Genomic DNA, 24,483 nt, shown 5'->3' on the forward strand with positions numbered 1-24,483 from the left:
GCGTGTATGCAGGCATGTGCGGCCCGGAGCGGCCGTATGCCGGGGTCTGTGGACTATTCGTGGACAGGATCTTGAGGCATCTACCCAGGTCAGCCACCGCTTATGAGCCAGGGGGGCGTCACCCGGCATCCGGCCATTGCTCAGGGAGCTCAGGCACCTCGGGAGCGGCCTGTCGCTCCGCTCGCCGCGCGTTCTCACCGCGAAGCGTCGTCAGCCACGGCCAGAGATCCGGGAGCGGCTGCGCCGAACAGGCCAACCGGTGCTCGATACGGCATCGCTGATACGGATCCGGCGGACCCACCCCGTAGACGGCCACTCGTCCGTCTGACAGCTCGATCCACCGATGCTCCGCTGGCACCGTGTGAGCCAACGGATTCATGTCCGGTTCCAGCAGCACCCAGTCCTGCTCAAGCGTCGCTACCCGGTCCTGCAACAGACCACAGTGCGGGCATCGTGACTGGCCGCCGTGCAGCCGGCGCGGCTCCTCTTCCAAAAGCCCCATACGGTGAGAGTCGACAGACCGACGGCATATTCGTAGAGAAGAATTGGACGTAGTCCCTGAGACGCCCGGCCGTCAGTGATACGAAACGCAATGCGGCGGGTGCACTCAGCATCTACCGGCCGCCAGTGTGCGGCTGATACACGACGAAGCCCTCCGCTCGTAAGGCAGAGGGCCCCGACGTACGCACTTGATCATTCGTATTCGCGCAACAGGTCCTCGATCTTGCGGTTGGCGATCTCCTGCCTTCCGTCGATGCACTTGGCGTAGCGGCTCAGCAGGACCTCCACGCTGTTGCCCGCGCGTTCGGCGACCTCGGTCGGGTCCACCCCGGAGTTGAGCCAGGTCGACAGCGCCGAGTGCCGGAGGTCATACGGGCGAGCTGCAAGCGGTGAGGCAACCGCGGCCGACGGAAGCGCCAGCGCACGGGCCTCCAGCCAGACGCGGTAGTACGTCGAGGAGCCAACCACTCCCCCGCGTTCATTGGTGAACAACCGCCCGTCCGCAGCAGTCCCGAACGTGTCGATGTGCTGCCGGAGGATAGAGACGAGCTGGGGCGGGATCGGTACGAGCCGGACCTCCTCCGCCGGTCGGTTCTTCAGCCCCCGGTCGTCGTGGGTCTCACCGGAGTCCGTCCACTGCTTGCCGACACTCGGGCGCGTCCGGTTCAGCAGTGCCGTCCCCCAGCCGACCTCGGGCAGCTTCAGGTCTGCACTGGTGAGGCCGACGGCCTCAGCCGGGCGCATGCCGCCGTAGTACATGCAGGCGAACAGGCCGACGAGTCGGCGACCACGCGCGCGGCCGTACCCGCCGACGTACGAGACCGCAGTCAGCAGGGAACGAGCCTGCTCAGGGTTGGCGACAACACGGGGGTCGACCTCTCCGGCAACCTTTGGCTTCTTCCAACGGATGCCAGTGATGGGGTTCTCTTTGAACTCGCCGAGGTCTACCGCGTAGTGCATCGCATTGACGAGTGTCCGACGCTTGCGCCGAACGGTCTCCGCAGCCGCCGCCGTCCCGTCGAGCTTCAGCTTGAGCGAGTCCAGGACAGCCCTGCCCATCACGGCATCACCGAGGTCCGAGAGCGGGCGCGACGCCTTGGCCACCCAGTGCAAGGTGTTCGCAATATCGGTCGGCAATTCGCGCTCGTCCGGACCGGGAAGGACGAAGGCCCAGTTGCGGAGTGCCTTCCTGATCAGTTCCTCGGGCGGCTGCCCAGGGCGATCGCCGAGAAGGGCCATCGTCACGGCGGTCAGAGCCTCATTGATCCCGTTGCGCGTGTTCGGTGCCGCGTGAGGCCACTTCATGGCCAGGTACTTCAAAGCGAAGGCGTACCAGGTCATCGAGGCCGCTTTCTCGACCATCGAGTCGGGCAGCCCCGTCGCCGTGTCGAATTCTTCACCGTTATGAGTGGCGCGGAGCAACTTGGAACGGTAGTGATCCGCGAGCGCCTTGGTACGGAACTGTTCGGAGAAGACGTTCCCGGCAACGGTCCATCGGACGTCATAGGACGACTTCTTGGTGTTCCTCTTCCGTACGCCCCACACCTTCACGTCGAGAGACTTCACGCCGCTGCCTCCAGCTGCCGCAACCACATTGTGTAGTCGCTGCGCCACACGCGAAGCTCTCCATTAGGGAGCTTGAATGCCGCGGGCCCTTGACCGAGCTCGCGCCATCGGTAGAAGGTCCGGCGCGAGACACCACCCAGCTCATCGAGCACTTGGCGGACGGTCATCAGCTCGTCGGGAACACGCTGGGCCATGTCGGTTCTCCTTCCGTCTGCGGATCGGTTGAGCGAGGGGCGATGCCGTGAGCGATGAGGTGTTCTGCGTTCGTCCACCCGGTTCCGGCGAAGCGCCAGTGGGAGAGGACGAGGACGGTGTCCGGGTCGGGCAAGGGGTGGCCCGCTTCGGCCGCGCGGGCGCGGGCCAGGGCTTCGTTGTGGTCGGCGCGTTCCTGGCGTAGGGCGCCGAGGGTGACGGAGTAGGTGCGGGACTTGGTGGAGAAGTGGCCGCGGAAGCCGAGCATGTGGGCCCACTTGCGCAGGCGCAGCGGTTCGAGTTCGGGGAGCGCGCCGAGGTGCCAGCAGGTGAGGATCATCCGGCGGGCGTGGTCGGTGACACCGGAGCCGATCAGGTCGGTGATCGGGTTGCGGATGGGCCGGTCGAGGGTGCCGGCCGTCTCGGCGCCTTTGGTGGCGTACTTGGCGATGTAGGCGGCCACGGCCCGGCTGGACAGCTCCGAGGTGCCCGCGAAGTCCGCCGAGCGGATGGGGCGGATGTCGAGCTGGTCGCCGAAGCGGAAGGCGTAGGCGTGGCCGCCGATGACCGGGCCGGGTGTCTCGGCGAGGCGGGCGGCCGAGCGGATCGCGTCGGTGAGGAGTTCGGTCGTCGCCCAGGCGGGTGGGTCGTCCTCCGCGCCTCCCGGACCGTCGAGGCGGATGACGGCGTGGAAGTGGACGGCGCCGCGCCGCTGGTATTCGGCGACCTTGGCGTACGACACCCGGACGCAGTCGCGTGACGCGGAGCGGGTGAGGCCCGCGCGGGTGGCGATCTGCTGGCGGAGGTATGTGGTGAACCGATCCCAGAGGGCACCGGCGTGCGCGTTCCAGAGGACGGCCGCACGGTAGTCGTAGCACTCCGGGTCGAGCGGCGTGCCCAGAGCGGGGTCGTCCTGCGCATGCGAGCGTCCGCAGCGGCACCGGCCGCCGGCCGGGCGGTTGTGGACCGGGCCGAAGGACGGCGCGGTGAAGGTGGCGAAGACGCGGGGGTGCCGGGCGACCGCCGGGCCGATGCCCTTGCCGCCGCTCAGCCCGGCCGTGACGAGGTGGAAGGTGTCTTCGCGGTACGTCTCCGCGCAGGTGGCACACCGGGTGGCGCGACGGTTGTTGCAGCGGATGAGGAGCTGCCCCGCCGGAAGGTCGCGGTCGGTGATCTCCCGGACGATTTCACCGGTGGCCGCGTGGACGTCGAGCCGGTGACCCTCCATTCGTACGGGCCGCTCGCAGCCCCCGAGGCGCTGGATCTGCCGGGCGTAGGAGCCGAGGTCGCCGTGCCGGGCGAGGACGGCCAGAGCTAGAAGGACCTGACGAGGTAGCCGGTCCTGCTGTGGGAATGACCGACGCCGCTGAGGTGATGGGCTACTACCTCAGCAAGCAGGCAATTTACGAGAGAGCGTGGGGAAAGCTCGGCCGAATAACAAATGATCAATCGCCAAGCGTGAGCGCTGCTGCTCTAGGACTCATGCAGGCGCTCGCTGACCTGAACCGTCTCAGCTCCACTAGCTCCTCAGGACCTCATGAACCGCATGGTCAGGATGTCCCCACGGCAGAATGGTCTTGCCGTGAGGCTCGGAGCGCCCTGCCATCCAACGCCCTGGATGACGAGGAGTTCAACGCTCTCCTAGAGGGATGGCGGTCTCATCCTCCAACTTCTAGCAGCTCATTCCAGGATGCCGTTCACCGATTCAGCGAGGCAGAAGCACGCTTCGTCCGTGCTGCCAAAACCGAGCTGCATAGCCCACTGACTAGGTAAGGCCCATCACTCTGGCTTCGGTCGGCCTCGTTCGAAGTGGCTGCTTGCCAGAGGAAAGGGCAGCAAAGGAAGAGCGAACGTGTGGCACCCCACCGATGCGTGTTTGGCCGCCCATGAGAACCATGGACCACACCACCCGGTGCGTGCGCCGCTTGGTATCCTCTCGAGTCGGGATCTAGGTAGAAGCAAGGAAGGGTGCCCGCATGGCCTCTCAGGACGCCTCGGCTACGGACGGGGACGCCACGCGCACGGCTGCCCGAGTCGTGCTGCCGCGGACCAGCCGAACGGCGAGCAGTGAGGCACTTTTTGAGGTCGAGACTCCCGCCGTGGACCAAGTAGGCACCCTGACCGCCCGGCCAGCCGTCGACGACCCCGAGGCGCCAGGATCGCCCGAGCGCCGAGTGATCCAAGGCGACGCTCGGTCCATCCCCCTGGAAGACAACACAGTTGATCTCGTAGTCACGTCTCCCCCGTACTGGCAGAAGCGCGACTACAAGGTCGCCGGCCAGATCGGTCAGGAACCCGACCCTGCGGGCTACGTGGCAGCGATGATGGATTGCCTCACTGAGTGGCGGCGTGTCCTACGTCCTACTGGTTCCGTGTTCCTGAATGTGGGCGACACCTGGAAGAACCAGTCACTTGCAGGAATTCCGGGGCGGATTGAGGCCGCAGCTGCAGACGCCGGCTGGCTCATCCGCAATCGCATCATCTGGGCAAAGACCCGTGGCATGCCCGACCCTGTACAGACGCGCTTGGCCAGTCGGCACGAGTACATCATTCACCTGACCCCGCAGCGCTCCTACTACTACGACCTCTTCGCATACGCCCGCAAGTACGGACGAGCGGGCAGCACCGCGAACCCCGGAGATGTGTGGGACTTTCGCAACGTTCCTTACGAGGAAGGTAGCTCGCTCTGGGACGAAGAGAGCCCCATTTCCAAGGTCGATTGGGACTTGGACAACCCTGGGGACATCTGGGACATCGATCTTGAGCGCAACATGGCTCGTCATCTGGCACCGTTCCCCAGTGAGATCGTCCAACGAGCAGTGACCCTGGCCTGCCCTCTCGTGGTCTGTACTGAATGTGGACGCCCCCGTGAGAGGGTCGTGGAGAAAACGGCTGAACTCGATGCGTCGCGCCCTCAGGCCAAGCGTGCGATGGAACTTGCCCGAGAGAAGCGGCTCACGGCAGCACACATCGCAGCGATTCAGGCCACCGGTATCTCTGACGCTGGCAAAGCACTACATGTACAGACGGGAACTGGTCGTAATGCCGAACATGTACGCCAGCTAGCAGCGGAGGCGAAGGCGGCACTGGGGGGCTACTTCCGAGAGTTCACCTTCGCCCCGAAGCGAACGGTGGCCTGGACGGACTGCGGTCACGACAGTTGGACCCACGGCACAGTGCTGGACCCGTTTCTGGGGACAGGCACAACGCTGAACGCTGCCCACGACATGAGGCGCAGTGTTATCGGCGTGGACCTCAACCCTGTCCCGATCAAGGACTAGCCTGCATTCATGAAGCGATGAGCTTGGCGACAGCGTCTCCGAAGTTCCGTTCCTCAACTTCTGGGTCATCTGCAGCCAAGTTCATGCGGTACTGAAACAGACTAACTTCACCGACGTCTCCCACCTTATACATCCCCGGCTTCTGGCCTTCTTGAGCAGGATGAACAAGGACGACCCGATCCGTAGCGTAGCGTAGCGCATATGCGATGACTTGATCTTCGCCATCCCGATCCGAGCGGCGCTTGACGAGCTTGTTTTTCACGTCCATCACGCAGGCAACGTCATCTCCGTTCTCGCGAAGGACGACTATGTCTGGGGTGGCAAAGGCGTCACTGTACTGCAGTTGATGGAAACCGGAGCCTACGGCTCTGTGCTTCATGAACAGAAGACGCCTAGACGTGGTATTTCCGTCGGCCACGATCTCCGTCCAACCAGCGCTGGCTCCGTGCATCTCTAGTGTTCTTCGAACGTATCTCTCAAACAAGTCATTCATATCGAACACAATGGACGGAAGCTGCACTCCAGTCGCGGAGCGATCCAAGAAGATTTTTCTCTGCAGGAGAGCGGCCCTAGCGACATCCAAGGCATCGCGATAGTACGCACGAACGGGCGGCAAACCTTGTCGCCCAGTAACCAGGTCGTCGTTCAGAAATGCCAGCGAACGATCCAACGAGACACCCTCGAATGAGGCATAGAGTCGATTCAGTTGCCGACGGATCTGCTTTCCGAGAGCCGCCGACTCGTTGCCCTGTCGACCGACCCTCCATAGAGCATACTTAAGGCACCGGTTCACTGCGTTGTCAGCTGTCCGTTCGTAGCGGCTAGACCAGACCCTGTGCTTCACTCCGCGCGCCTGCATGCGAACGGTCTGATTCACCAGCAGTCCGCCGGCAGGGAAGCTGGACTCCTCCTCGACCCTTCGATATTCCCGAAGAAGTCCCCTCTCGACCACTCTCTCGACATGGTGCACGAGTGCGGCGGCATACAGGTCTCGCAACACTCCTTCCTTGGCCTCCCCCGTCTCATATGCACGAATCACTGGCAGGGGAAGTCGGTTCGAACCCGAAATCTCTGCCATCCGCGTGAGGTTCGACACGGGGACACGCGGTTCAACAAAGATTGCCAGTCGCTCGTTGAGAGGGATAAGCCCAATAAAACCACGCGCTTGCAAGCGAAGTTTTCCGCCGCGCAAGGTAACGGTCAGAAAGTCCTTCTTACTGATCTCAGGGTTTAGCAGGAGGGTGCCAGCTCCGTCGATGAGCTCACTAAGGGGAAGATCTATCTGACCTTGTTCAGAGCAGGGAATTACCCGCGGCGATGGGTGCGGGGTCATGCCTGTTCCGACTCTTCTTCTTCACCCACCGGAAGGGCTTCCGACTCCCCGTCCTTCGTCCGCTGGTACGAAAAAATCGACTGCCAGCGCCCCTGCACTTCGCGATATTCCTGCTCTTCGAGTTGAAAGGCTTTCTTGAGATGGAAACGAAGCTGGTAGTCCCAGACAGCGCGCAGTGAATCCTCGTCACTTGCATCCCGGAAGAAGACGTGTCCTACCGCGGCTTGCGGCGTAGTAAGTGCCCGCTTATTGATGAAGTCGAAGAAACGAAGCAACCCGTCAGCCAACGGTGCCGCAAGTCCGTTCTCTTCCATAAATTCTTGAAGCGTGTTTCTGTTAGGCTCGACGGCTACTTGGGCGAACCTGCGCCCGAAAGCCGCGTCGACCTCATCGACCCCTCGGTCGAGGGGATTCATCGTAGCCAAGATAAGCAAATTGTCGGGAACCCTTTTCTCCTCTCCTGACGCCAACCTGAAAGGGAGACCCCGCTTCGATTTTTCTAGGTACGTAAGGGCCTCTCCGAAAACCCTGGCCGCATCACCACGACTCAGCTCGTCAATGACGAGGACATATTTATTACCTGGATCGCCGGCAGCCTTATCGCACATTTCTATGAAGTGGCCGTCTTCTAGTCTGAACCCACTTCCGTCTTTGAGTGGTCTGAATCCTTGCATGAAATCTTCGTACTGATAAGACGGGTGAAACTGGACGTACCTGACTCGGGTCGTGTCGCCGTTGGTGACAGCGTTAGCCACCTTGCTTGCTTGCCAGCTCTTCCCAGTACCAGGCGGACCGGTGTAGATAACGCCGCCGAATCTATCCAGCAACCACAAGGCCTCAATAACCAGCGGATCATCGAGTTTGATCTCCGGCTCATCCGGTCGATTTGAAGCATGGGAAGCAGTTGCCGCTTCCACCCCTATGCCGAGCTGATCTGCCGTTAGCTCACGCACCGGACCGTGGCTCATCGTCACTGACACGATTGGTCGACTTTCTCGATCTAGTTCTTGTGGGCTTCGAAGATGTCAGACACTGGCAATGTTGGATGGCGCGTCGTAAAGATGCTGGCCGCATCCCCCACCGGATTCCCGTCGCTTGCGTGGCGGAAGTTGAAGTCCAGCAGAAAAAGCCCCTCGACATCATGCTCAACAGGCGTTCCGCTATCGGATTTGAATCCAAAATTGCGTAGCATGAATACACTGAGAGCCAAGACAGGTATCGGGTCACCGTAAAGCAGGTTCTCGAGCGCCAACTTGCCGCTTTCCCTTTTAAGCGTAAAGGTGCCTTCGCTCGATATGTCGACCACTGTCAGTGGCACATCTCGAAGTGAACCCGGGGCCCAACTGCCAGCAAGGTTCTGATTCATCCAGTATCGCCCAGGTTTGCTCACTTCATTGAAGAATGGGCGATAATACGGCTTATTGACCGGACCGCCCGGCATGGAGAGATATCTACGGCCAAAGCTTTTCCACGAAGGCGCCACCGGCGTGGGGCTGTCTTCGTCAGGGGTCAAGCTGTGTAGGTGCAAGTAGGCCAGGAAGAACGGGTGGATCCTCTGGGTAGTCAGAGCGTCGATGGCCCAACGCACAACGTCCGTGCGTAGCACGTAGGTTTGAGCAGTGCTCACAGCCTCATCAGTCACAGAGATCACTTTAGGCTGGATAGCCTGGCGTCTGTGGCCCATTCGTGGACAGATGCACGCCCGTTGCACCGCTTGTACGCTGTGACCAGGCGCGATGCATCAAGCACACGCGCCCTCCGGAGCCGTGTGCGCAGGTTCGAATCCTGCCGGGGGCACCTTGTATGAGGTGTCTGAAGACCCCGTCACCAGCGAGTCGCTGGTGGTGGGGTCTTTTCGTCTGTTATGGGACAGAGGTTTCTCCGTGGCTGCGCCACCGCGACAATCGTGTTGATTGCGGCGGCACGCGCAGAGGGGGGCGGGTGGCTCAGTCGGAGATACCGGTGGCTCTGATCGGTCTGGGCGGTGCGATCGCCGGGGCGGTGGCCACCGTCGCGGTGGGGCGGCTCACCGGGCGGCAGAGTGTGCAGGCGGCGCTGGTCGCGAAGGTGGACGGCCTTCAGGACGAGCTGACCGCGTTCTGTGCCCCGTTCGTCGAGGCGAGGGTCCAGTTGTCCCCGGCTCTCACCGGTCGGACGCCCGCCGAACCGTGGCGGGACCTGGCTCCCCCGATGTCCCGGGCCGCGCCGCGCTGGACGTCCATGGTCGCGGATCCGCTCCGGCTGTGGGAGATGCCCGGGATCGTGCGCCGCAAGGCCGACTACGTCGACGACGAGATACGGCTCCACCAGTCCCGCTCGGCCGAGCTGCTGCTCCCCGAGGCGCAGGCAGCCATACGCGAGCTGTATCAGGACACCAAGGAACTCATCGAGACGTACACCCAGGAGTTCAAGCGCCTCGCCAAGCGGGGGATGGGGGTCATGTAGCGCCGCCGCGGGTCGGGGTCTCGGGTGCGTGGGCCCGGGTCGGCGCCGGTTCCGGGGTCGACCCGGCCGTGCGCATGCGCCCGTAGGCGTAGACGCAGCCGGCCAGGGCCAGGTCGGACAGGAGCATGTAGCCGATGGAGTACGAGGACTTGGCGCTGTAGACGGCGCCCATGACCAGGGGCGGGACGAAGCCGCCCAGGCCGCCCGTCGCGCCGACGATGCCGGTGACGCTGCCCACCTGGGGCTGGGGGGTGACCCGGGAGACCAGGGCGAAGACCGAGCCGCTGGCCGTGCCGAGGCCCGCCGCCATCAGCAGCAGGCAGACCGTGGCGGTGGGGAACAGGGCCGGGTCGAAGGACTGGACGACCGCCAGGACCGCCACCAGGCCCAGTGCCCAGGCCGTGACGGTGGCCGGGTGGACGCGGTCCGCCAGCCAGCCGCCGATGGGGCGGAAGACCACCGTGACCAGGGCGAAGCCGGCCGCCCGGGTGCCGGCGTCGGTGGGGCTGAGGCCGTACCAGGTGCGCAGGTAGGTGGGGAGGTAGACGCCGAACGCGACGATGCCGCCGAAGCCGATCGCGTAGAGCGCCGACAGTTCCCAGGTGACGCGGAGCCGGGCCGCCTGGGTGAGGCGCGTCGTCAGGGGGGTCGAGGGGATCTGGCGGCCGGGGCGGTCGTTGATCAGGAAGGCGGCCAGGACGGCGTACACCGCCAGGGCGACCGCCATGACCAGGAACGGCAGGTTCTCGCCCCGGTGGTACATGCGCGGGGTGAGGAAGCCGGACAGCGCCACCCCGCCCATGCCCATGCCGAAGACGCCGAGGGCCGCGCCCCGGTGGGCGGGCGGGAACCAGGAGTTGACCAGCGGCACGCCGATCGCGAACGTCGTGCCGCCGAGGCCGAGGACGAAGCCCACGAGGAGCAGGGCGGCGTACGACGACCGGGCCGGGATCAGCAGCAGCACCGGGATGATCGTCAAAGCGCTGGTCAGCGGGAACATCAGGCGGGCGCCGTAGCGGTCGGTGAGCGCGCCGATGGGGACCCGGCCGAGCGAGCCGACCAGGACCGGGACCGCGACCAGGAGGGACTGGGCCGAGGCGCCCATGTGCAGCCGCTGGTCGAAGTCGGCGGCGAGCGGGGCGATCAGATTCCAGGCCCAGAAGGTGAGGGTGAAGCCGACGGTGGCCATGACCAGGTTGCGCCAGGCCGCCGCGGAGGGTCTGTCACCGGTCATCGTCACACTCCCAGGAGGTCGGCCCCGGCCCTGACTGTCCCTCCCCCAGCGACGACTTCCATGGTCGGGGACCGGCCCGCGGTCCGCATCCCGGGACGCCTCAGTCGCCGTCCGGCGGGGTCCAGGCGGCCACGAGGTCCAGCAGGCCGGGGAAGCGGGCGTTCAGGTCGGCCACCCGGACCTGGCTGCGGCGCTCCAGGCCGTACTGGCGCTGCCGGGTGACGCCCGCCTCGCGCAGGGCCCGGAAGTGGTGGGTCAGCGAGGACTTGGGGCGGTCCAGGCCGAACCAGCCGCAGGTGTGGTCGAACTCCTCGGACTCCAGGAGGAGTTTGCGGACGATCCGCAGCCTGAGCGGGTCGCTGAGCGCGCTCAGCACGGTTTCCAGCCGGATGTCGGCGGCGGCCGGTTCGGGCAGCGGGTCGGGCAGGCCGGGGGGTTCCGGCCGCTCCTCCACGCCCACGGCCGGCTGGGTCGCTTCGGTCCTCTGCCCGGTCAACTGCGGCTCCCCTCGCGCGGACTTCCTGTACGACTCCGATCGTACTGCATGCTAAGTTCGACTCCGCTCGTACAAGTACGACTCAACTCGTACCGAGGTCCAGGGGAGGACTGTGCCATGACGACGGCGACCGCCGGTGAGCGTGCCCGGGAGGCGGTGGGCGGGGGTGAGGCGCCCGTGCGGTGGGTCTGGCTCGCCGCCTGGCCCGTGACGGCGGTGTTCGTGCTGTCCAACGCGGCCACCCCGCTGTACGTGCTGTGGCAGCGCGAGATGGGGTTCGGCAGGGGCACGCTGACCGTGGTCTTCGCCTGTTACATCGCCGGGCTGCTCGGGTCCCTGCTGGTCTGCGGGGTCGTCTCCGACCGGATCGGGCGCAAGCCGGTGCTGCTGCCCGCGCTGGGCCTCGCCCTCGTCGCCTGCCTGGTCTTCGCGACCGCGGGCGGCGTGGGCGCGCTGATCGCGGCCCGGCTGTGCACCGGCATCGCGGTCGGCGCCGTGGTCTCGGCCGGGATGGCCGCGGTGACGGACGTGGCGGGGCCCGCCCGGCGGCGGACCGCCGCGCTGCTCGCCTCCTGCGCGATGGTGTTCGGGGCGGGACTGGGGCCGCTGCTGGCCGGGGTGCTGTCCGAGACGCTGCCCGGCCCCACGGTCACCGTGTTCGCGGTGGAGGCGGTGCTGCTGGCGTCGGCCGTGGTGGTCGTGGTCCGGATGCCGGTGCGCGGTGCGCACGGGGGTCACGGCGGGGGCGGCCGGAATGCCGGGGGGTGGGTGCGGGTGCCCGGGGTGCCGCGCGGTGCCGGATGGCACCTCGCCCTCGGGATCGCCGTGTTCGCGCCCGGCATCACCGCCACCTCCTTCGTGCTGTCGCTCGGTCCGTCGTTGCTCGCGGGACTCCTCGGCACGGGGAGCCGGATCGTCTCCGGGGCGCTGGCGTTCGCGATGTTCCTGTCCGCCACGGGGGTGCAGTTCGCGGTACGGAGGCTGGGGCGGCGCGCGGTGCTGGCCTGCGGCGCCGGTGCCACCGCCCTCGGCATGGCCGCGCTCCTCACGGCCGTGCACACCGGGTCGGTCGCCGCGCTGGCCGGGGCGGCGCTGCTGGCGGGGGCCGGGCAGGGGATGGGGCAGCTCGGGGGGCTGTCGCTGCTGAACTCGGCCGTGCCGGGGGCGCGGCTCGCCGAGGCCAACGCGGCGCTGAACGTCGGGGGTTACCTGCCCGCCGGGCTCCTCCCGGTGAGCGCGGGATACCTGAGCGACGCGGTGGGCCTCACCACGGGTGCGACGGTCTTCGGCACGGCGCTGGCGGGGCTGGCCGTGGCGGGGGGCGGGGTGGTGCTGCTGGGACGGCGGCGGGTGCCGTCCGCCGCCTGACGACCGGCGCGGGCGGGGGCGAGGGGCGGGGGCGGGTGCCGTCCGCCACCTGACGACCGGCGGGGGCGGGGGCCGGGGGGCGGGCTGTGCCGCCGCGGCACCCCACCGCACGGGTCACGCCGTCCGCTTCCGGGACGCCGTCTTCTTCGTCGCCGTCTTCTTCCCGGCCGTGCTCTTCGCCGTCGCCGTGCTCTTCGCCGTCGCCGTCTTCTTCGCCGCCCCCTCCCCCGCCTTGGACGTCGACTTGCGGGCGGGGGCGGCCTTCTTCGCGGCCGGGGTCTTCTTCGTCGTCGACGTGGACTTCTTGGCGCCCGTCTCCTTCGGTGCCGGCGTGCCCCGGCGCAGTTGTCTGACCTCCGCCTCCTCCTCCGCGCCCCGGGACTCGCGGGCCGCCCGGACGCTGTTCTCCAGGGCGGCCATCAGGTCGAGCACCTTGCCCCCGGCGGCGGGGGCCGGGGACTCGGGCGGGGCCTCGCCGGAGGCCTTCGCGGCGATGACCTCCTCCAGCGCCTCCCGGTACTCGTCGTGCAGGTCCTCCAGGTCGACCTCGCCGAGGGTGTCCATCAGGGCGTCCGCGAGGTCCAGCTCCTTGTCGCGGATGGTGACGGGCTCGTCCGGCGCGACGCCCTCCGGGGCCCGGACCTCGTCCGGCCACAGCAGCCCGTGCATGGCGATGGCGTCGCCGACCACCCGCAGCATGCCGAGCCGCTCCCGCCCGCGCAGCGCGTACTTGGCGATGGCGACCTTGTTGCTGCGCTTGAGGGCCTCGCGCAGCAGCGTGTACGGCTTGGCGGCCTGGGCCCCGCCGGCCGCCAGGTAGTACGCCGCGCCCATCTGGAGCGGGTCGATCCGGTCGTCCGGCACGAAGGCCACGATCTCGATGGTGCGGGCGGTGGGGATGGGCAGGTGGGAGAGGTCCTCGTCACTGATCGGGATCATCGTGCCGTCGGCGTCCTCGTACGCCTTGCCGATCTCGGCCTGGCTGACCTCGCGGTCCTCCAGCTCGCACACCTTGCGGTAACGGATGCGGCCGTTGTCCTCGGTGTGGATCTGGCGGAAGGAGATCGCGTGGCTCTCCGTGGCGTTCACCAGCTTGATCGGGATGCTGACCAGGCCGAAGGAGATCGCGCCGTTCCATATCGATCGCACGTGCCGCACCCTTCCATTGCCGTTTTCTCCGGTTTGTCTGGGATTGTCATCCTATGACGCCTATCACAGAGGTGGAGGGGCGCCGGGTCGCGCTCAGCAACCTGGAGAAGGTGCTCTATCCGGAGACCGGCTTCACCAAAGCGGAGCTGCTGCACTACTACGCGACCACCGCCACCGCCCTGCTGCCCCACCTGCGCGACCGTGCGGTGTCCTTCCTGCGCTACCCGGACGGCCCCGGGGGCCAGCGGTTCTTCACCAAGAACGTGCCGCCGGGTACGCCCGAGTGGGTCACCACCGCCGAGGTCCCCCGCTCCTCCCCGGACAGCCCGGCCCGGATGGTGGTCGTCCAGGACCTGCCGAGCCTGGTCTGGGCGGCCAACCTGGTCGCCGAGTTCCACACCCACCAGTGGCTGGTGCAGCGTCCCGGGGAGGCGGACCGGCTGGTCTTCGACCTCGACCCGGGGCCGCCCGCGCACGTCGTGCACTGCTGCGAGGTCGCCCTGTGGCTGCGCGAGCGGCTCGCGGCGGACGGGATCGAGGCGTACCCGAAGACCGCCGGGTCGAAGGGGCTGCACCTGCTGGCGGCGGTGCGCGGGAGTTCCTCCGAGCGGACGTCCGAGTACGCGAAGGCGCTGGCGGTGGAGGCCGAGCGGGCGCTGCCCCGGCTGGTGGTGCACCGGATGACGAAGAGCCTGAGGCCGGGGAAGGTGTTCGTCGACTGGAGCCAGAACGCGGCCCGCAAGACCACGGCCACCCCCTACACCGTGCGCGCCCGCCCGGCCCCGCTGGTGTCCGCGCCGGTGACCTGGCAGGAGGTCGCCGACTGCCGCAGCCCCGCGCAGCTGGAGTTCCGGGCCGACGACATCGCCCCGCGCCTGTCGGACCACGGCGACCTGATGGCGCCCCTGCTGGATCCGGAGTCGGCCGCCCGGCTGCCGTGAGCCACGCCGGATCCGGAGCCGGCCGCCGCACCGCCGTGAGCCGCGCCGGATCCGGAGCCGGCCACCGCACCGCCGTGAGCCACGCCGCATTCGGAGCCGGCCGCCGCACTGGCGCACGCCGCGCCTGCCCCGGAGTCGACCGCCCCGGTGCCGTACCCCGCACCTGACCCCGGTCCGGCCACCGCGCTGCCGTGAGCCGCGCCGGATCAGAGCCCGGCCGCCGCGCCGCCGCCGAGCACTCCCCTGCCGTGGCGTGCCCGTCCCGGGCGGCCCGGGTTCAGACTCTCAGCCAGACGTTCCGGTCCCGTGCCATGCCGTGCAGTGCCTCCACGTCGGCCGGCTTGAGGACCCCGCCCAGCCGGGCCAGGTCGGCCGGTTCCGGGTCGCACAGGATGCGCACCCCGCGCGGCTCGGCCGTCACGGTCACCTCGGCGGGGCCCACCAGGGCCAGTACCGGGCGGACCTCGGCGGTCAGCGCGTAGGAGGCGCGGTCGGCGGCGGAGCGCAGCGGGCGCAGCAGCGGCCCGGCCTCGCGGCGGCCCAGGGCGACCATCGGCTCCGCGACCCGGACCCGGGCCCGGCGGGCGTACAGGGCGTGCACGGCGAACAGCCCGCCGGGGCCGATCACCAGGTGGTGGATGCGGTCGCCGCCGGGCAGCGGGACGGAGTGCAGGGTGTGCCAGCCGGCGCCCTCCAGCCCGTCCAGCGCCCGCCCCACGGCCTGCTCGGCGGTCAGGGCGCGCCGCCGGGGGTCGGGGCGCAGCCGGTGCGCGGGGCCGGGGTGGCGGTCCAGGGCGACGAGCAGGGCCTCCCCGGGGCGGTTGGGGGCCAGGTCGTCGTCCGGGTGCAGGGTCAGCCGGGCGAGTTCGGCGGGGGTCGGTACCGGGGGCGGGCCCACGGTGACCGGGCCGGTGAGGAAGGGGTGCAGCGCCCGGAGCACGGCGTCCCGTTCGTCCTCGGCGAGCAGATCGACCCGGCCCGCCTCGCGGTCGTACCAGGCCACGCCCGCTCCGTCCGCGCGGCAGACGTACAGCCGCTCACGACCGTGCCGGAAGGCCGGCACCACGCGCAGTCCGCTCATGCCATCACCCCTCGACCATGGGAACAGGCGGGGCGCTCCCGGGGCAAGACCGGTTACCGTGGTGGGCGGCCCTGTGCGGGAGTTGGGGAGGCACCGTTGCGGACCCTCGGAAAGCAGCCCGACGTACCGGCTCCGAGGAGCCCGTGGAACGAGATCGTGCCCGGTCTGTGGATGGGCGGCCACGAGTTCCGGGACCGGTCCGGGCGGCTGGAGCTCGCCGTCGTACGCGACGAGTTCGACGTGGTGCAGTCGCTGCTGCGGCTGCCGGGGTACGGGCCCGGTCCGGGCGTGGAGCACCACGTGTGGCCGGTGCCGGACGGGCCGCTGGACGGCACGCAGCTGGCCGGGGTGATCCGGCTGGCCCGCGCGGCGAACGACGCGCTGGACGCCGGGCGCCGGGTGCTCGTGCGCTGCTTCCACGGGTACAACCGGTCGGGGCTGGTCGTCGCGCACGCGCTGGTCCAGCGGGGCGACACCGCGGACCAGGCGATCCAGCTGATCCGGGCCCGGCGTTCGGCGTGGGCGCTGCACAACGACCTGTTCGTGGAGTACCTGCGGACGGGCCTGGCGACCGTGCGGCTGCTGGAGGAGCTGGCCGAGTAGCCCGTGGAGGAGCTGGCCGAGTAGCCCGCCGCACCCGCACGCGAGCCGGAGCGCCCGCCGCCACCTCACCCACCGCGCACGAAGCGGTACAAAGCAGACTTCGGTCAGAATGTAGGGATGCCGGCCCGTCGACCCGCCCGTACCGCCCTCGCCCTGGCCGCCGTCGCCCTGCTGTCGGCGACGGCGACGGCCTGCGGGGACACCGGCGGCCTGCGCGGCGCCGGGCCGACCACGACCGCCGTCAGCCCCACCCGGCTGTGGCCCGACCTCAGGCCCGCGTCCAGCCCGGCCTACCCGTACGCCGTGGCGACCCGGGAGACCGTCAAGGGCGTCACGGTCCCCGGCGGCGACGTCCGGAAGGTCGATCCGGTGGACGTCGTGGAGGCGGAGCTGTCGGCGCACCCCGGCGACTACGGCCCCAAGGGGCCGTACCACGCGACCGTGGACCGGATGAGGCAGTGCCGGCCGGGCGGCGAGCGGGACCGCTGCCCGCTGCTCGAGCCATACCACCGGGACCTGACCGGGGACGGCCGGGCGGACCTGACGCTGGGCTTCCGGCTGTACCCGACCAACCAGACGGCGGTGCGGGTCTACACCGCCGAGGGGCGGCGGCTGGTGCGGGTGCTGGCCGACAACGACGCCCTCCTCGGAGTGGAGCTGGCCGGGCGGGCGCTGATCGAACGCTCCCCGGCCGACACCTCCGGCTACGAGTACCGCACCACCTGGGTGTGGGACCCCGGCCAGCGCGCGATGGTGTTCTCCCGCGACGAGTACCTGCACGTCGGCGACGGCCCGCACGCCCGGCGCACGCCGTCCCCCTCGGCCTCCCCGGACGCGCGATGAGGCTGACGCTGCCGCACTGGTCCGGGGCGCTCGCGGTCAGGGCCGCCGCGTTCATGACGGTGATGTGCTGCGCGCTGGCCGCGCTGCTCGGCGTGCTGGTGCACGTGTCGGTGACCGACCAGACCGTGGGCCAGGCCCGTGACCTGGCGCTGTCCCGGCTCGCCGACGCCACCGAGGCGTACGAGGCCGGGGACCGGCTGCTGCCGGGCGCCCGGGTGGACCCCGCGGAGCTGCCCCCGGCGCTGCGCGCGCTGGCGGTGTCCGGGCAGCGCGGCACGATGGTCGCGCCGTACCGGGGGCGGCCCGCCATGTGGGCGGCGGGGCCGGTGGCCGGGCACCGGGCGCTGGGCGTGGCGGTGGACTACTCGCAGCAGTCCCGCACCATCGCCGGCCTGGACGAGTCGATCGTGTGGTCGTCGGCCCTGGCGATCGGGGCGACGGTGCTGGTCGGGGTGTTCGCGGTGACCCGGGTGACCCGGCGGCTGCACGGCACGGCGCGGGTGGCCCGCCGGATCAGCGCCGGCGACCTGGACGCCCGGGTGAACGATCCCCGTACCAGGGATCCGGCCCGGCCGCAGGACGAGGTGGCCGCGGTGGCCGCCGCGCTGGACTCGATGGCGTCCTCGTTGCAGGGCAAGCTGCTGAGCGAGCAGCGGTTCACCGCGGATGTGGCGCACGAGCTGCGCACCCCGCTGACCGGGCTGCACGCGGCGGCCGAGCTGCTGCCGCCGGGCCGGCCGACGGAGCTGGTGCGGGACCGGGTGGCGGCGCTGCGCACGCTGACGGAGGACCTGCTGGAGATCTCCCGGCTGGACACCGGGCGGGAGCGGCTGGAGCTGGGCACGGAGGCGCTGGGCGCGCTGGCCGAACGGGTGGTGCGGGCCTCGGGCACCGACACCGAGGTGCGCGTCCTGCGGGACGTGCGGGTGGAGACCGACCGGCGGCGGCTGGAGCGGGTGCTGGGGAACCTGGTGGCCAACGCGCACCGGCACGGTGCGCCTCCGGTGGTGCTGACCGTGGACGGGCCGGTGGTGACCGTACGGGATCACGGGCCCGGCTATCCGGAGTACCTGGTGGCGCACGGGCCGCAGCGGTTCCGCACGGAGGGCGGGGCGACCGGGCACGGGCTGGGGCTGACCATCGCGGCGGGGCAGGCGGAGGTGCTGGGCGCTGCGCTGAGCTTCGACAACGCGGTCGATGGGGGCGCGGTGGCTACGTTGCGGTTGCCTGGGGGCGAATAGGGGGCGGGGGCTTCCCTGCGTCGCGGGGTGCGGGTGCGTCGTGGTTGCTCGCGCTCACGCGGCGGAGCCGCATATCGATACAGCCCCGCGCCCCTTGAGGCGCTTCGCGCCCCGGGGCGCCTGCCCGGCCAGACTGTGCCATTTCGGTAAGTTCCGGGCATGACGAAGGCCGGAAGCACTCTGGCGGCGGTCGACGCTCCCGTGCGCGCCGTGCGTCTTCCCCGGCGCCGGGGCGTCGAGCTGTCCCTGCTCGTGCTGGCCGTGCTGCTGTCCGTGTACGGCTACTGCGCGGTGGGGCTGGCCCGGACCGGGACCGTGCCGCCGGGTGCCGTCGGGTACGGCGCCGGGCTCGGGGTGCTCGCCCTGTTCGCCCACATCGCGGTGCGGATCCGGGCGCCGTACGCCGATCCGCTGCCGCTGCCCATCGGGGTGCTGCTCAACGGGCTGGGGCTGGTGCTGATCTACCGGCTGGACCTGGAGACACCGGGCGACCGGGCGGCCCCGACCCAGCTGGTGTGGTCCACGCTGGGGGTGGGGCTGTTCATCGGGGTGGTGCTGGTGCTGCGCGACCACCGGGTGCTCCAGCGGTACGCGTACGTGTGCGTGGTGGCCGCCCTCGTGCTGCTGGCGCTGCCGATCCTGTTCCCGGCGGTCAACGGGGCCCGGATCTGGATCCGGATCGCCGGGTTCTCCATCCAGCCCGGCGAGTTCGCGAAGGTGCTGCTCGCGGTGTTCTTCGCCGCCTATCTGGCCGCCAACCGCAGCGCGCTGGCGTACAGCGGGCGCCGGCTGTGGCGGCTGCAGTTCCCGACCGGGCGGGTGCTGGGGCCGATCCTGACGATCTGGCTGGTGAGCGTCGGCGTCCTGGTGCTGGAGCGGGACCTCGGGACCTCGCTGCTGTTCTTCGGGCTGTTCGTGGTGCTCCTGTACGTGGCCACCGGGCGCACCGGCTGGATCGCGGTCGGGCTGCTGCTCGCCGTGCTCGGCGCCGTCGCCGTGGGACGGCTGGAGCCGCATGTGGGCGGGCGGATCGAGGACTGGCTGCACCCGTTCGCCACCATCGAGGCCGGGCGGGGCCCCAACCAGCTCGCCCAGTCCCTGTTCGCCTTCGCGGCGGGCGGCATCCTGGGCACCGGGCTGGGGCTCGGGCACTCCATCCTGATCGGCTTCGCCACCAAGTCCGACTTCATCCTGGCGACGGCCGGGGAGGAGCTGGGCCTGGCCGGGCTCGCGGCGATCGTGCTGCTGTACGCGCTGCTGGTGGAGCGCGGCTACCGGGCGGGGCTGGCGCTGCGCGAGCCGTTCGGCCGGCTCCTCGCGGTCGGGCTGGCCTCGATCGTGGCGCTCCAGGTGTTCGTGATCGCGGGCGGGGTGACCGGGCTGATCCCGCTGACCGGCATGGCGATGCCGTTCCTCGCCCAGGGCGGCTCCTCGGTGGTCACCAACTGGGCGATCGTGGCGCTGCTGGTCCGGGTGAGCGACTCGGCGCGCAGCCAGTACGACGGCCGGGAGGCGCCGTGACCGAGTACGGCCCGCTGCCCGAGGGCGGGCGGCCGACGGCCCGGTACATCCGGCACGCCCGCGCGTTCTGCGCCCTGCTGCTGGCGGCGCTGCTGGCCAACGCGGCCCGGGTGCAGGTGGTGCGGTCCGGGGAGTACGACGGCAACCCGGCCAACCGGCGGGCCACGATCGCCCGTTACCAGCAGCCGCGCGGGAACATCCTGGTGGACGGCCGTCCGGTCACCGGCTCGGTGGACACCGGCGAGCAGCTGCGCTACGAACGCTCCTATCCGGACGGCCCGTTGTACGCCCCGGTCACCGGCTTCGCCTCGCAGCGGTACGGCACCACGTTCCTGGAGCACGCCGAGGACGGGGTGCTGTCCGGGACCGATCCGCTGCTGAGGCCGCTGCCGCTGTGGAGCGACGTGAGCCGGGCCCGCGGTCGCGGCGGGGACGTGGTGACGACCCTGCACCGGCGGGCGCAGGAGGCCGCGTACCGGGGGCTGGCCGGGCGCAAGGGCGCGGTGGCCGCGGTGGAGCCGGCCACCGGGCGGATCCTGGCGCTGGTGACCAGCCCGTCGTACGACCCGTCGGAGCTGTCGGGCAACAGCGAGGCGGTGGTGTCCGCGTGGGCCCGGCTCAACCACGACCCGGAGAAACCGATGCTCAACCGGGCGGTGCGGCAGACGTATCCGCCGGGGTCGACGTTCAAGGTGGTCACCGCGGCGGCGGCGCTGGACGCGGGCGTGGTCACGGACCTGGACGAGCGGACCGACTCCCCGGACCCCTACCGGCTGCCCGGCACCACCACCCGGTTGACCAACGAGGGCGAGGGCTGCGCGGACGCCTCGGTGCGGGACGCCTTCGAGTGGTCGTGCAACACGGTGTTCGCCAAGCTGGGCGTGGCCGTGGGGGTGCGGGACATGGTGGCCACGGCGCAGGCGTTCGGGTTCAACGACACCGAGGTGCGCATCCCCTTCTCCGTGGCACCCAGCACCTTCGACACGCGGGTGGACCGGGCGCAGCTGGCGCTGTCGTCGATCGGGCAGTACAACACGCGGGCCACGCCCCTGCAGATGGCGATGGTCGCGGCGGCGGTCGCGGACGGCGGGGTGCTGCGGCCGCCGTACCTGGTGGAGCGGACCACCCGGCACGGCGGCGCGCCCCTGTCCGGGAGCGGGGCCCGGCCCGGCCGGCAGGTGATGCGGCCGGCCACCGCGGCGCGGCTGGCGGAGCTGATGGCCGGGGTGGTCGAGGAGGGCACCGGCACCAACGCGGCCATCCCGGGCGTGCTGGTCGGCGGCAAGACCGGCACGGCCCAGCACGGGGTCGGCAACACGGGGGTGCCGTACGCCTGGTTCGTCTCCTGGGCGAAGTCCGAGGACGCGCCCGAGCCCGAGGTGGCGGTCGCGGTGGTGGTGGAGGACGCGGCGGCGGACCGGGGCGAGATCAGCGGCGGCGGCACCGCGGCGCCGATCGCCAAGGAGGTGATGCGGGCGGTGCTCGGCCGCTGAACGCCGGTCAGCCGACGGGCCGGAGCAGCTCGGAGCGGACCCGCAGGGCGGTGCGCGCGGCCTCCTCCAGGTCCACGTCGGCGGGGTCCCGCACGGAGAGATCGACCTCGCCGACGGCGGCCGCGGTGTTGCCGTCCGCCCAGGCGCAGACGCCGTAGGTCAGGGTCACCGCGGCGCTCTTCTGGGTGAGCACCTGGCAGCTGACGGAGGTGGCGGCGCCGGGCGGGGTGACGTCCCGCGCGGGCCGCTCCACGGTCACGCCGTCGGCCTCGGCGGCGCCCTTGAGCAGGCCCCGGCGGATCGCGGGGGTGTGCTTGAACCGGCCGTACATGCCGGAGACGAGCAGCATGGCCCGGGAGTCGTCGCCGGGCGGGCCGTAGCGGCCGACGGTGGCGTGGACGTCCCGCACGTCCCAGGCGCCGTCGGCCTCGTCCTCGACCTTCTTGCCCTCGGTGCCGGAGAGGTCCTCGGCGAGGGTGTACTCGCCGTCGAGCAGGCTGTGCGGCAGGACCAGCTTGTGCTCCGCCGCCGGGAAGCCGCTGCCGGCCACCGCGCCGAGCACCACGAGACCGGCGACGAGGACGGTGACGACTCCGCCCACGATGCCGAGCACCAGCCCGACCCGGCGCCTCCTGGGCGGCGGCGCCATGGGCGGCACGCCCCAGCCGGGGTAGGGCTGCGGCGGGTAGGGCTGCCCTCCGGGGTACGGCTGCGGCGGGTACGGCTGCTGCTGCGGGTAGGGCGCCTGCTGGGGGTACGGCGAGCCGTACGGGCCGGGGGCGGGCTGCGGGGGCCGCTGCCCGTAGGGACCCGGGTACGACGGCTGCGGCGGCGGCGGAGGCATGGACACGCCAGCACGCTACTGCACCGCGCCGACACCCCCGCCACCGCGCCCCGCGCACCCCGTCGGCCCCGCCGCCGCGTACGCGCGGCCCGACGGCATGCCGCGTCCGCCGGCCGCGCGGTCCGTCAGTCCTCCGTCGCGCCCGACTCGATCGTCGCCTCCACCTCCGCCACCCGCTCCCGCTCCTCCGCGGCGAAGCGTTCGGCGTCCAGCCGGTCGGCCAGTTCCTCGTCCTGGGCCATGAGCTGGTCCAGGTCGGAATCGCCCAGTTCGAAGACGCCCATGTCGGCGTAGGCCCGCTGGAGGCGTTCGCCCCACAGGCCGATGTCCTTGACGCAAGGGACGATGCGGCTGAACAGCAGCTTGCGGAACAGCCGGAGGAACTCGGACTGTTCGCTGATCTCCTCCGCCTCGGCCTTCGGGATGCCGAAGTTCTCCAGCACCTCCACCCCGCGCAGCCGGTCGCGCATCAGGTGGCAGCCCTCGATGACGAACTCCTCGCGCTCGCGCAGTTCGGCGTCGGTGAGCTGCCGGTAGTAGTCGCGCAGCGCCATCCGGCCGAAGGCCACGTGCCGGGCCTCGTCCTGCATGACGTAGGTCAGGATCTGGTGCGGCAGCGGCTTGTTCGTGGTGTCCCGGATCATGCCGAACGCGGCCAGCGCCAGGCCCTCGATCAGCACCTGCATGCCGAGGTAGGGCATGTCCCAGCGGCTGTCGCGCAGGGTGTCGCCGAGCAGCGACTGGAGGTCGTCGTTGACCGGGTAGAGCAGGCCCATCTTCTCGTGCAGGAACCGGCCGTAGATCTCGGCGTGCCGGGCCTCGTCCATGGTCTGGGTCGCGGAGTAGAACTTGGCGTCCAGGTCGGGCGCCGACTCCACGATCCGCGCCGCGCAGATCATCGCGCCCTGCTCGCCGTGCAGGAACTGGCTGAACTGCCAGGAGGCGTAGTGCCGGCGCAGTTCGCCCTTGTCCCGGTCGGAGAGCTTGTCCCAATGGCGGGTGCTGTAGAGGGACATGGCCTCCTCGGGCGTGCCGAGGGCGTCGTACGGATCCACCTCCAGGTCCCAGTCGATGCGGGTCCGCCCGTCCCACTGCTTGTCCTTGCCCTTCTGGTAGAGGGCGAGCAGACGGTCGCGGCCGTCGTCGTACTCCCAGGTGAACCGGGCCGCGCCGGTGGCGGGCACCCGCCAGAGGGGGGCCGCGGGGTCGTTGGCGTACAGGTCGTAGGTCCCCATACGAACCAGGCTCACGGGTACTCGCCGGGTCAACAAGTCCTGCGCAAGGGATTGACGGCCTTACTGACAAGGAGTCTTATAAGAGCAGAAGCGACTACCCCCGGGTAACGAGGTGAGGGAGCCATGACGACCCTGACGGAAGCGGACGCGCTGGACGGCCTGCGCGACGCGCTGGGCCTGCTCAAGGACCGGGAACAAGTGGCCGAACGGCTGCTCGCCTCTTCCGCCAAACACTCCTTCGACCCGGACAAGGAGCTGGACTGGGACGCGCCCTTCGAGGAGGGCAAGTGGTTCTGGCCGCCGGAGCTGGTCTCGCTCTACGACACCCCGATGTGGCGGCGGATGAGCGAGGAACAGCGCATCCTGCTCTCCCGGCACGAGGCCGCGGCACTGGCCTCGCTCGGCATCTGGTTCGAGCTCATCCTGATGCAGCTGCTGGTCCGGCACGTCTACGACAAGGCGGCGACGAGCGCGCACGTGCGCTACGCCCTCACCGAGATCGAGGACGAGTGCCGGCACTCGAAGATGTTCGCGCGCCTGATCTCGCGCGGCGACACGCCCTGGTACCCGGTGAGCCGGGCCCACCAGAACCTCGGCCGCCTGTTCAAGACCATCTCCACGACGCCCGGTTCGTTCACCGCCACGCTGCTCGGCGAGGAGGTCCTGGACTGGATGCAGCGGCTGACCTTCCCGGACGAGCGGGTGCAGCCGCTGATCCGGGGCGTCACGCGGATCCACGTGGTGGAGGAGGCCCGGCACGTCCGGTACGCCCGTGAGGAGTTGCGGCGCCAGATGGTGACCGCCCCGAAGTGGTCCCAGGAGTTCACCCGGGTCACCTCCGGTGAGTTCGCCCGGGTCTTCTCGGTCGCCTTCGTCAACCCGGAGGTGTACACGAACGTGGGGCTGGACAAGCGGGAGGCGATGGCCCAGGTGAAGGCCAGCGGGCACCGGCGGGAAGTCATGCAGACGGGTGCGAAGCGCCTGACCGATTTCCTGGACGACATCGGTGTCCTGCGGGGTGTGGGGCGGCGGCTGTGGAGGGCGTCGGGTCTGCTGGCGTAGGCCCGCGGGCCCTTCGGGGGGCGCGGGCGCGGCGCGCGTGCGCCCCGGCCACCC

The 24,483-nt window shown here is 69.9% G+C and carries 23 protein-coding genes; 10 read left to right on the forward strand and 13 right to left on the reverse strand.

What is annotated here, in order from left to right; genetic code table 11:
• Positions 1-118 precede the first annotated feature (118 nt).
• From ACSURM_RS12405 to ACSURM_RS12420, 4 genes are all read right to left on the reverse strand, one after another.
• Positions 119-502: a DUF6083 domain-containing protein gene (locus ACSURM_RS12405; protein WP_436955058.1), complete on the reverse strand. Its 384-nt coding sequence runs from the start codon at positions 500-502 to the stop codon at positions 119-121.
• 191 nt (positions 503-693) lie between these two features.
• Positions 694-2,067: a tyrosine-type recombinase/integrase gene (locus ACSURM_RS12410; protein WP_436955059.1), complete on the reverse strand. Its 1,374-nt coding sequence runs from the start codon at positions 2,065-2,067 to the stop codon at positions 694-696.
• A complete protein-coding gene (locus tag ACSURM_RS12415; protein WP_436961052.1) occupies positions 2,064-2,234 on the reverse strand; it encodes a helix-turn-helix transcriptional regulator in 171 nt (56 codons plus the stop codon). The genes ACSURM_RS12410 and ACSURM_RS12415 overlap by 4 nt, the downstream gene beginning before the upstream one ends.
• On the reverse strand, positions 2,234-3,487 hold the full coding sequence (locus ACSURM_RS12420) for a replication initiator (RefSeq protein ID WP_436955060.1): 1,254 nt from the start codon (positions 3,485-3,487) through the stop codon (positions 2,234-2,236). The genes ACSURM_RS12415 and ACSURM_RS12420 overlap by 1 nt, the downstream gene beginning before the upstream one ends.
• A gap of 748 nt (positions 3,488-4,235) precedes the next feature.
• Here ACSURM_RS12420 and ACSURM_RS12425 point away from each other — a divergent pair.
• The gene (locus ACSURM_RS12425) at positions 4,236-5,540 is read left to right on the forward strand and encodes a DNA-methyltransferase (RefSeq protein WP_436955061.1); all 1,305 of its coding nucleotides are present in this window, start codon (positions 4,236-4,238) and stop codon (positions 5,538-5,540) included.
• Between the two features lie 7 nt (positions 5,541-5,547).
• Here ACSURM_RS12425 and ACSURM_RS12430 read toward each other — a convergent pair whose 3' ends face one another.
• The 3 genes from ACSURM_RS12430 to ACSURM_RS12440 are packed head-to-tail and all read right to left on the reverse strand — an operon-like array spanning position 5,548 to position 8,515.
• Positions 5,548-6,873: an McrC family protein gene (locus ACSURM_RS12430; protein ID WP_436955062.1), complete on the reverse strand. Its 1,326-nt coding sequence runs from the start codon at positions 6,871-6,873 to the stop codon at positions 5,548-5,550.
• Entirely contained in the window at positions 6,870-7,841 is a 972-nt protein-coding gene (locus ACSURM_RS12435; RefSeq protein ID WP_436961054.1) for an McrB family protein, read from the reverse strand. The genes ACSURM_RS12430 and ACSURM_RS12435 overlap by 4 nt, the downstream gene beginning before the upstream one ends.
• Before the next feature lie 32 nt (positions 7,842-7,873).
• Positions 7,874-8,515 carry a hypothetical protein gene (locus tag ACSURM_RS12440; RefSeq protein ID WP_436955063.1) on the reverse strand — a complete coding sequence of 214 codons (642 nt, stop codon included), beginning with the start codon at positions 8,513-8,515 and terminating at the stop codon, positions 7,874-7,876.
• Between the two features lie 320 nt (positions 8,516-8,835).
• On the opposite strand from ACSURM_RS12440, the gene ACSURM_RS12445 reads away from it, so the two are divergent.
• Positions 8,836-9,318, forward strand: coding sequence for a hypothetical protein (locus ACSURM_RS12445; RefSeq protein ID WP_436955064.1), 483 nt, complete (start codon positions 8,836-8,838; stop codon positions 9,316-9,318).
• Here ACSURM_RS12445 and ACSURM_RS12450 read toward each other — a convergent pair.
• Both ACSURM_RS12450 and ACSURM_RS12455 read right to left on the reverse strand, forming a co-directional pair.
• Entirely contained in the window at positions 9,311-10,552 is a 1,242-nt protein-coding gene (locus tag ACSURM_RS12450; protein WP_436955065.1) for an MFS transporter, read from the reverse strand. The two genes, ACSURM_RS12445 and ACSURM_RS12450, sit on opposite strands and share 8 nt — an antisense overlap.
• 100 nt (positions 10,553-10,652) lie before the next feature.
• Positions 10,653-11,048, reverse strand: a complete 396-nt coding sequence (locus ACSURM_RS12455) for an ArsR/SmtB family transcription factor (RefSeq protein WP_436955066.1) — start codon at positions 11,046-11,048, stop codon at positions 10,653-10,655.
• A 117-nt stretch (positions 11,049-11,165) separates the two neighbouring features.
• On the opposite strand from ACSURM_RS12455, the gene ACSURM_RS12460 reads away from it, so the two are divergent.
• Positions 11,166-12,416: an MFS transporter gene (locus tag ACSURM_RS12460; RefSeq protein WP_436955067.1), complete on the forward strand. Its 1,251-nt coding sequence runs from the start codon at positions 11,166-11,168 to the stop codon at positions 12,414-12,416.
• Positions 12,417-12,530: 114 nt separating this feature from the next.
• Here ACSURM_RS12460 and ACSURM_RS12465 read toward each other — a convergent pair whose 3' ends face one another.
• Positions 12,531-13,565 (reverse strand): Ku protein, encoded by a 1,035-nt coding sequence (locus ACSURM_RS12465; protein WP_436955068.1) that lies wholly within the window; start codon positions 13,563-13,565, stop codon positions 12,531-12,533.
• A 53-nt stretch (positions 13,566-13,618) separates the two neighbouring features.
• Between ACSURM_RS12465 and ligD the strand changes: the two genes are divergently transcribed.
• Positions 13,619-14,506 carry a non-homologous end-joining DNA ligase gene (gene ligD, locus ACSURM_RS12470; RefSeq protein ID WP_436955069.1) on the forward strand — a complete coding sequence of 296 codons (888 nt, stop codon included), beginning with the start codon at positions 13,619-13,621 and terminating at the stop codon, positions 14,504-14,506.
• A gap of 277 nt (positions 14,507-14,783) precedes the next feature.
• Here the strand turns inward: ligD and ACSURM_RS12475 are convergent, their stop codons facing one another.
• Positions 14,784-15,587: a nuclease-related domain-containing protein gene (locus ACSURM_RS12475; protein ID WP_436955070.1), complete on the reverse strand. Its 804-nt coding sequence runs from the start codon at positions 15,585-15,587 to the stop codon at positions 14,784-14,786.
• A 96-nt stretch (positions 15,588-15,683) separates the two neighbouring features.
• Between ACSURM_RS12475 and ACSURM_RS12480 the strand changes: the two genes are divergently transcribed.
• The 5 genes from ACSURM_RS12480 (at position 15,684) to ACSURM_RS12500 (ending at position 21,288) form a co-directional block, all read left to right on the forward strand.
• Positions 15,684-16,190, forward strand: a complete 507-nt coding sequence (locus tag ACSURM_RS12480; RefSeq protein ID WP_436955071.1) for a protein-tyrosine phosphatase family protein — start codon at positions 15,684-15,686, stop codon at positions 16,188-16,190.
• Positions 16,191-16,307: 117 nt separating this feature from the next.
• Positions 16,308-17,033: a hypothetical protein gene (locus ACSURM_RS12485; protein ID WP_436955072.1), complete on the forward strand. Its 726-nt coding sequence runs from the start codon at positions 16,308-16,310 to the stop codon at positions 17,031-17,033.
• Positions 17,030-18,274, forward strand: coding sequence for an ATP-binding protein (locus ACSURM_RS12490; RefSeq protein WP_436955073.1), 1,245 nt, complete (start codon positions 17,030-17,032; stop codon positions 18,272-18,274). Before ACSURM_RS12485 ends, ACSURM_RS12490 begins: the two co-directional genes overlap by 4 nt.
• 159 nt (positions 18,275-18,433) lie before the next feature.
• On the forward strand, positions 18,434-19,795 hold the full coding sequence (locus ACSURM_RS12495; protein WP_436955074.1) for an FtsW/RodA/SpoVE family cell cycle protein: 1,362 nt from the start codon (positions 18,434-18,436) through the stop codon (positions 19,793-19,795).
• Complete coding sequence (locus ACSURM_RS12500) at positions 19,792-21,288, forward strand: penicillin-binding transpeptidase domain-containing protein (protein ID WP_436955075.1); 1,497 nt, start codon at positions 19,792-19,794, stop codon at positions 21,286-21,288. The genes ACSURM_RS12495 and ACSURM_RS12500 overlap by 4 nt, the downstream gene beginning before the upstream one ends.
• A gap of 7 nt (positions 21,289-21,295) precedes the next feature.
• On the opposite strand, the gene ACSURM_RS12505 is transcribed toward ACSURM_RS12500, so the two are convergent.
• Together ACSURM_RS12505 and ACSURM_RS12510 are read right to left on the reverse strand one after the other, a co-directional pair.
• The gene (locus ACSURM_RS12505) at positions 21,296-22,132 is read right to left on the reverse strand and encodes a hypothetical protein (RefSeq protein ID WP_436961056.1); all 837 of its coding nucleotides are present in this window, start codon (positions 22,130-22,132) and stop codon (positions 21,296-21,298) included.
• A gap of 125 nt (positions 22,133-22,257) precedes the next feature.
• Positions 22,258-23,367, reverse strand: coding sequence for a ferritin-like domain-containing protein (locus ACSURM_RS12510; protein WP_436955076.1), 1,110 nt, complete (start codon positions 23,365-23,367; stop codon positions 22,258-22,260).
• Positions 23,368-23,490: 123 nt separating this feature from the next.
• On the opposite strand from ACSURM_RS12510, the gene ACSURM_RS12515 reads away from it, so the two are divergent.
• On the forward strand, positions 23,491-24,429 hold the full coding sequence (locus ACSURM_RS12515) for an AurF N-oxygenase family protein (RefSeq protein WP_289968032.1): 939 nt from the start codon (positions 23,491-23,493) through the stop codon (positions 24,427-24,429).
• The last annotated feature ends 54 nt before the right edge of the window (positions 24,430-24,483 follow it).

Source organism: Streptomyces sp. SudanB182_2057 (assembly GCF_964272715.1).
Classification (GTDB): domain Bacteria; phylum Actinomycetota; class Actinomycetes; order Streptomycetales; family Streptomycetaceae; genus Streptomyces; species Streptomyces rubradiris.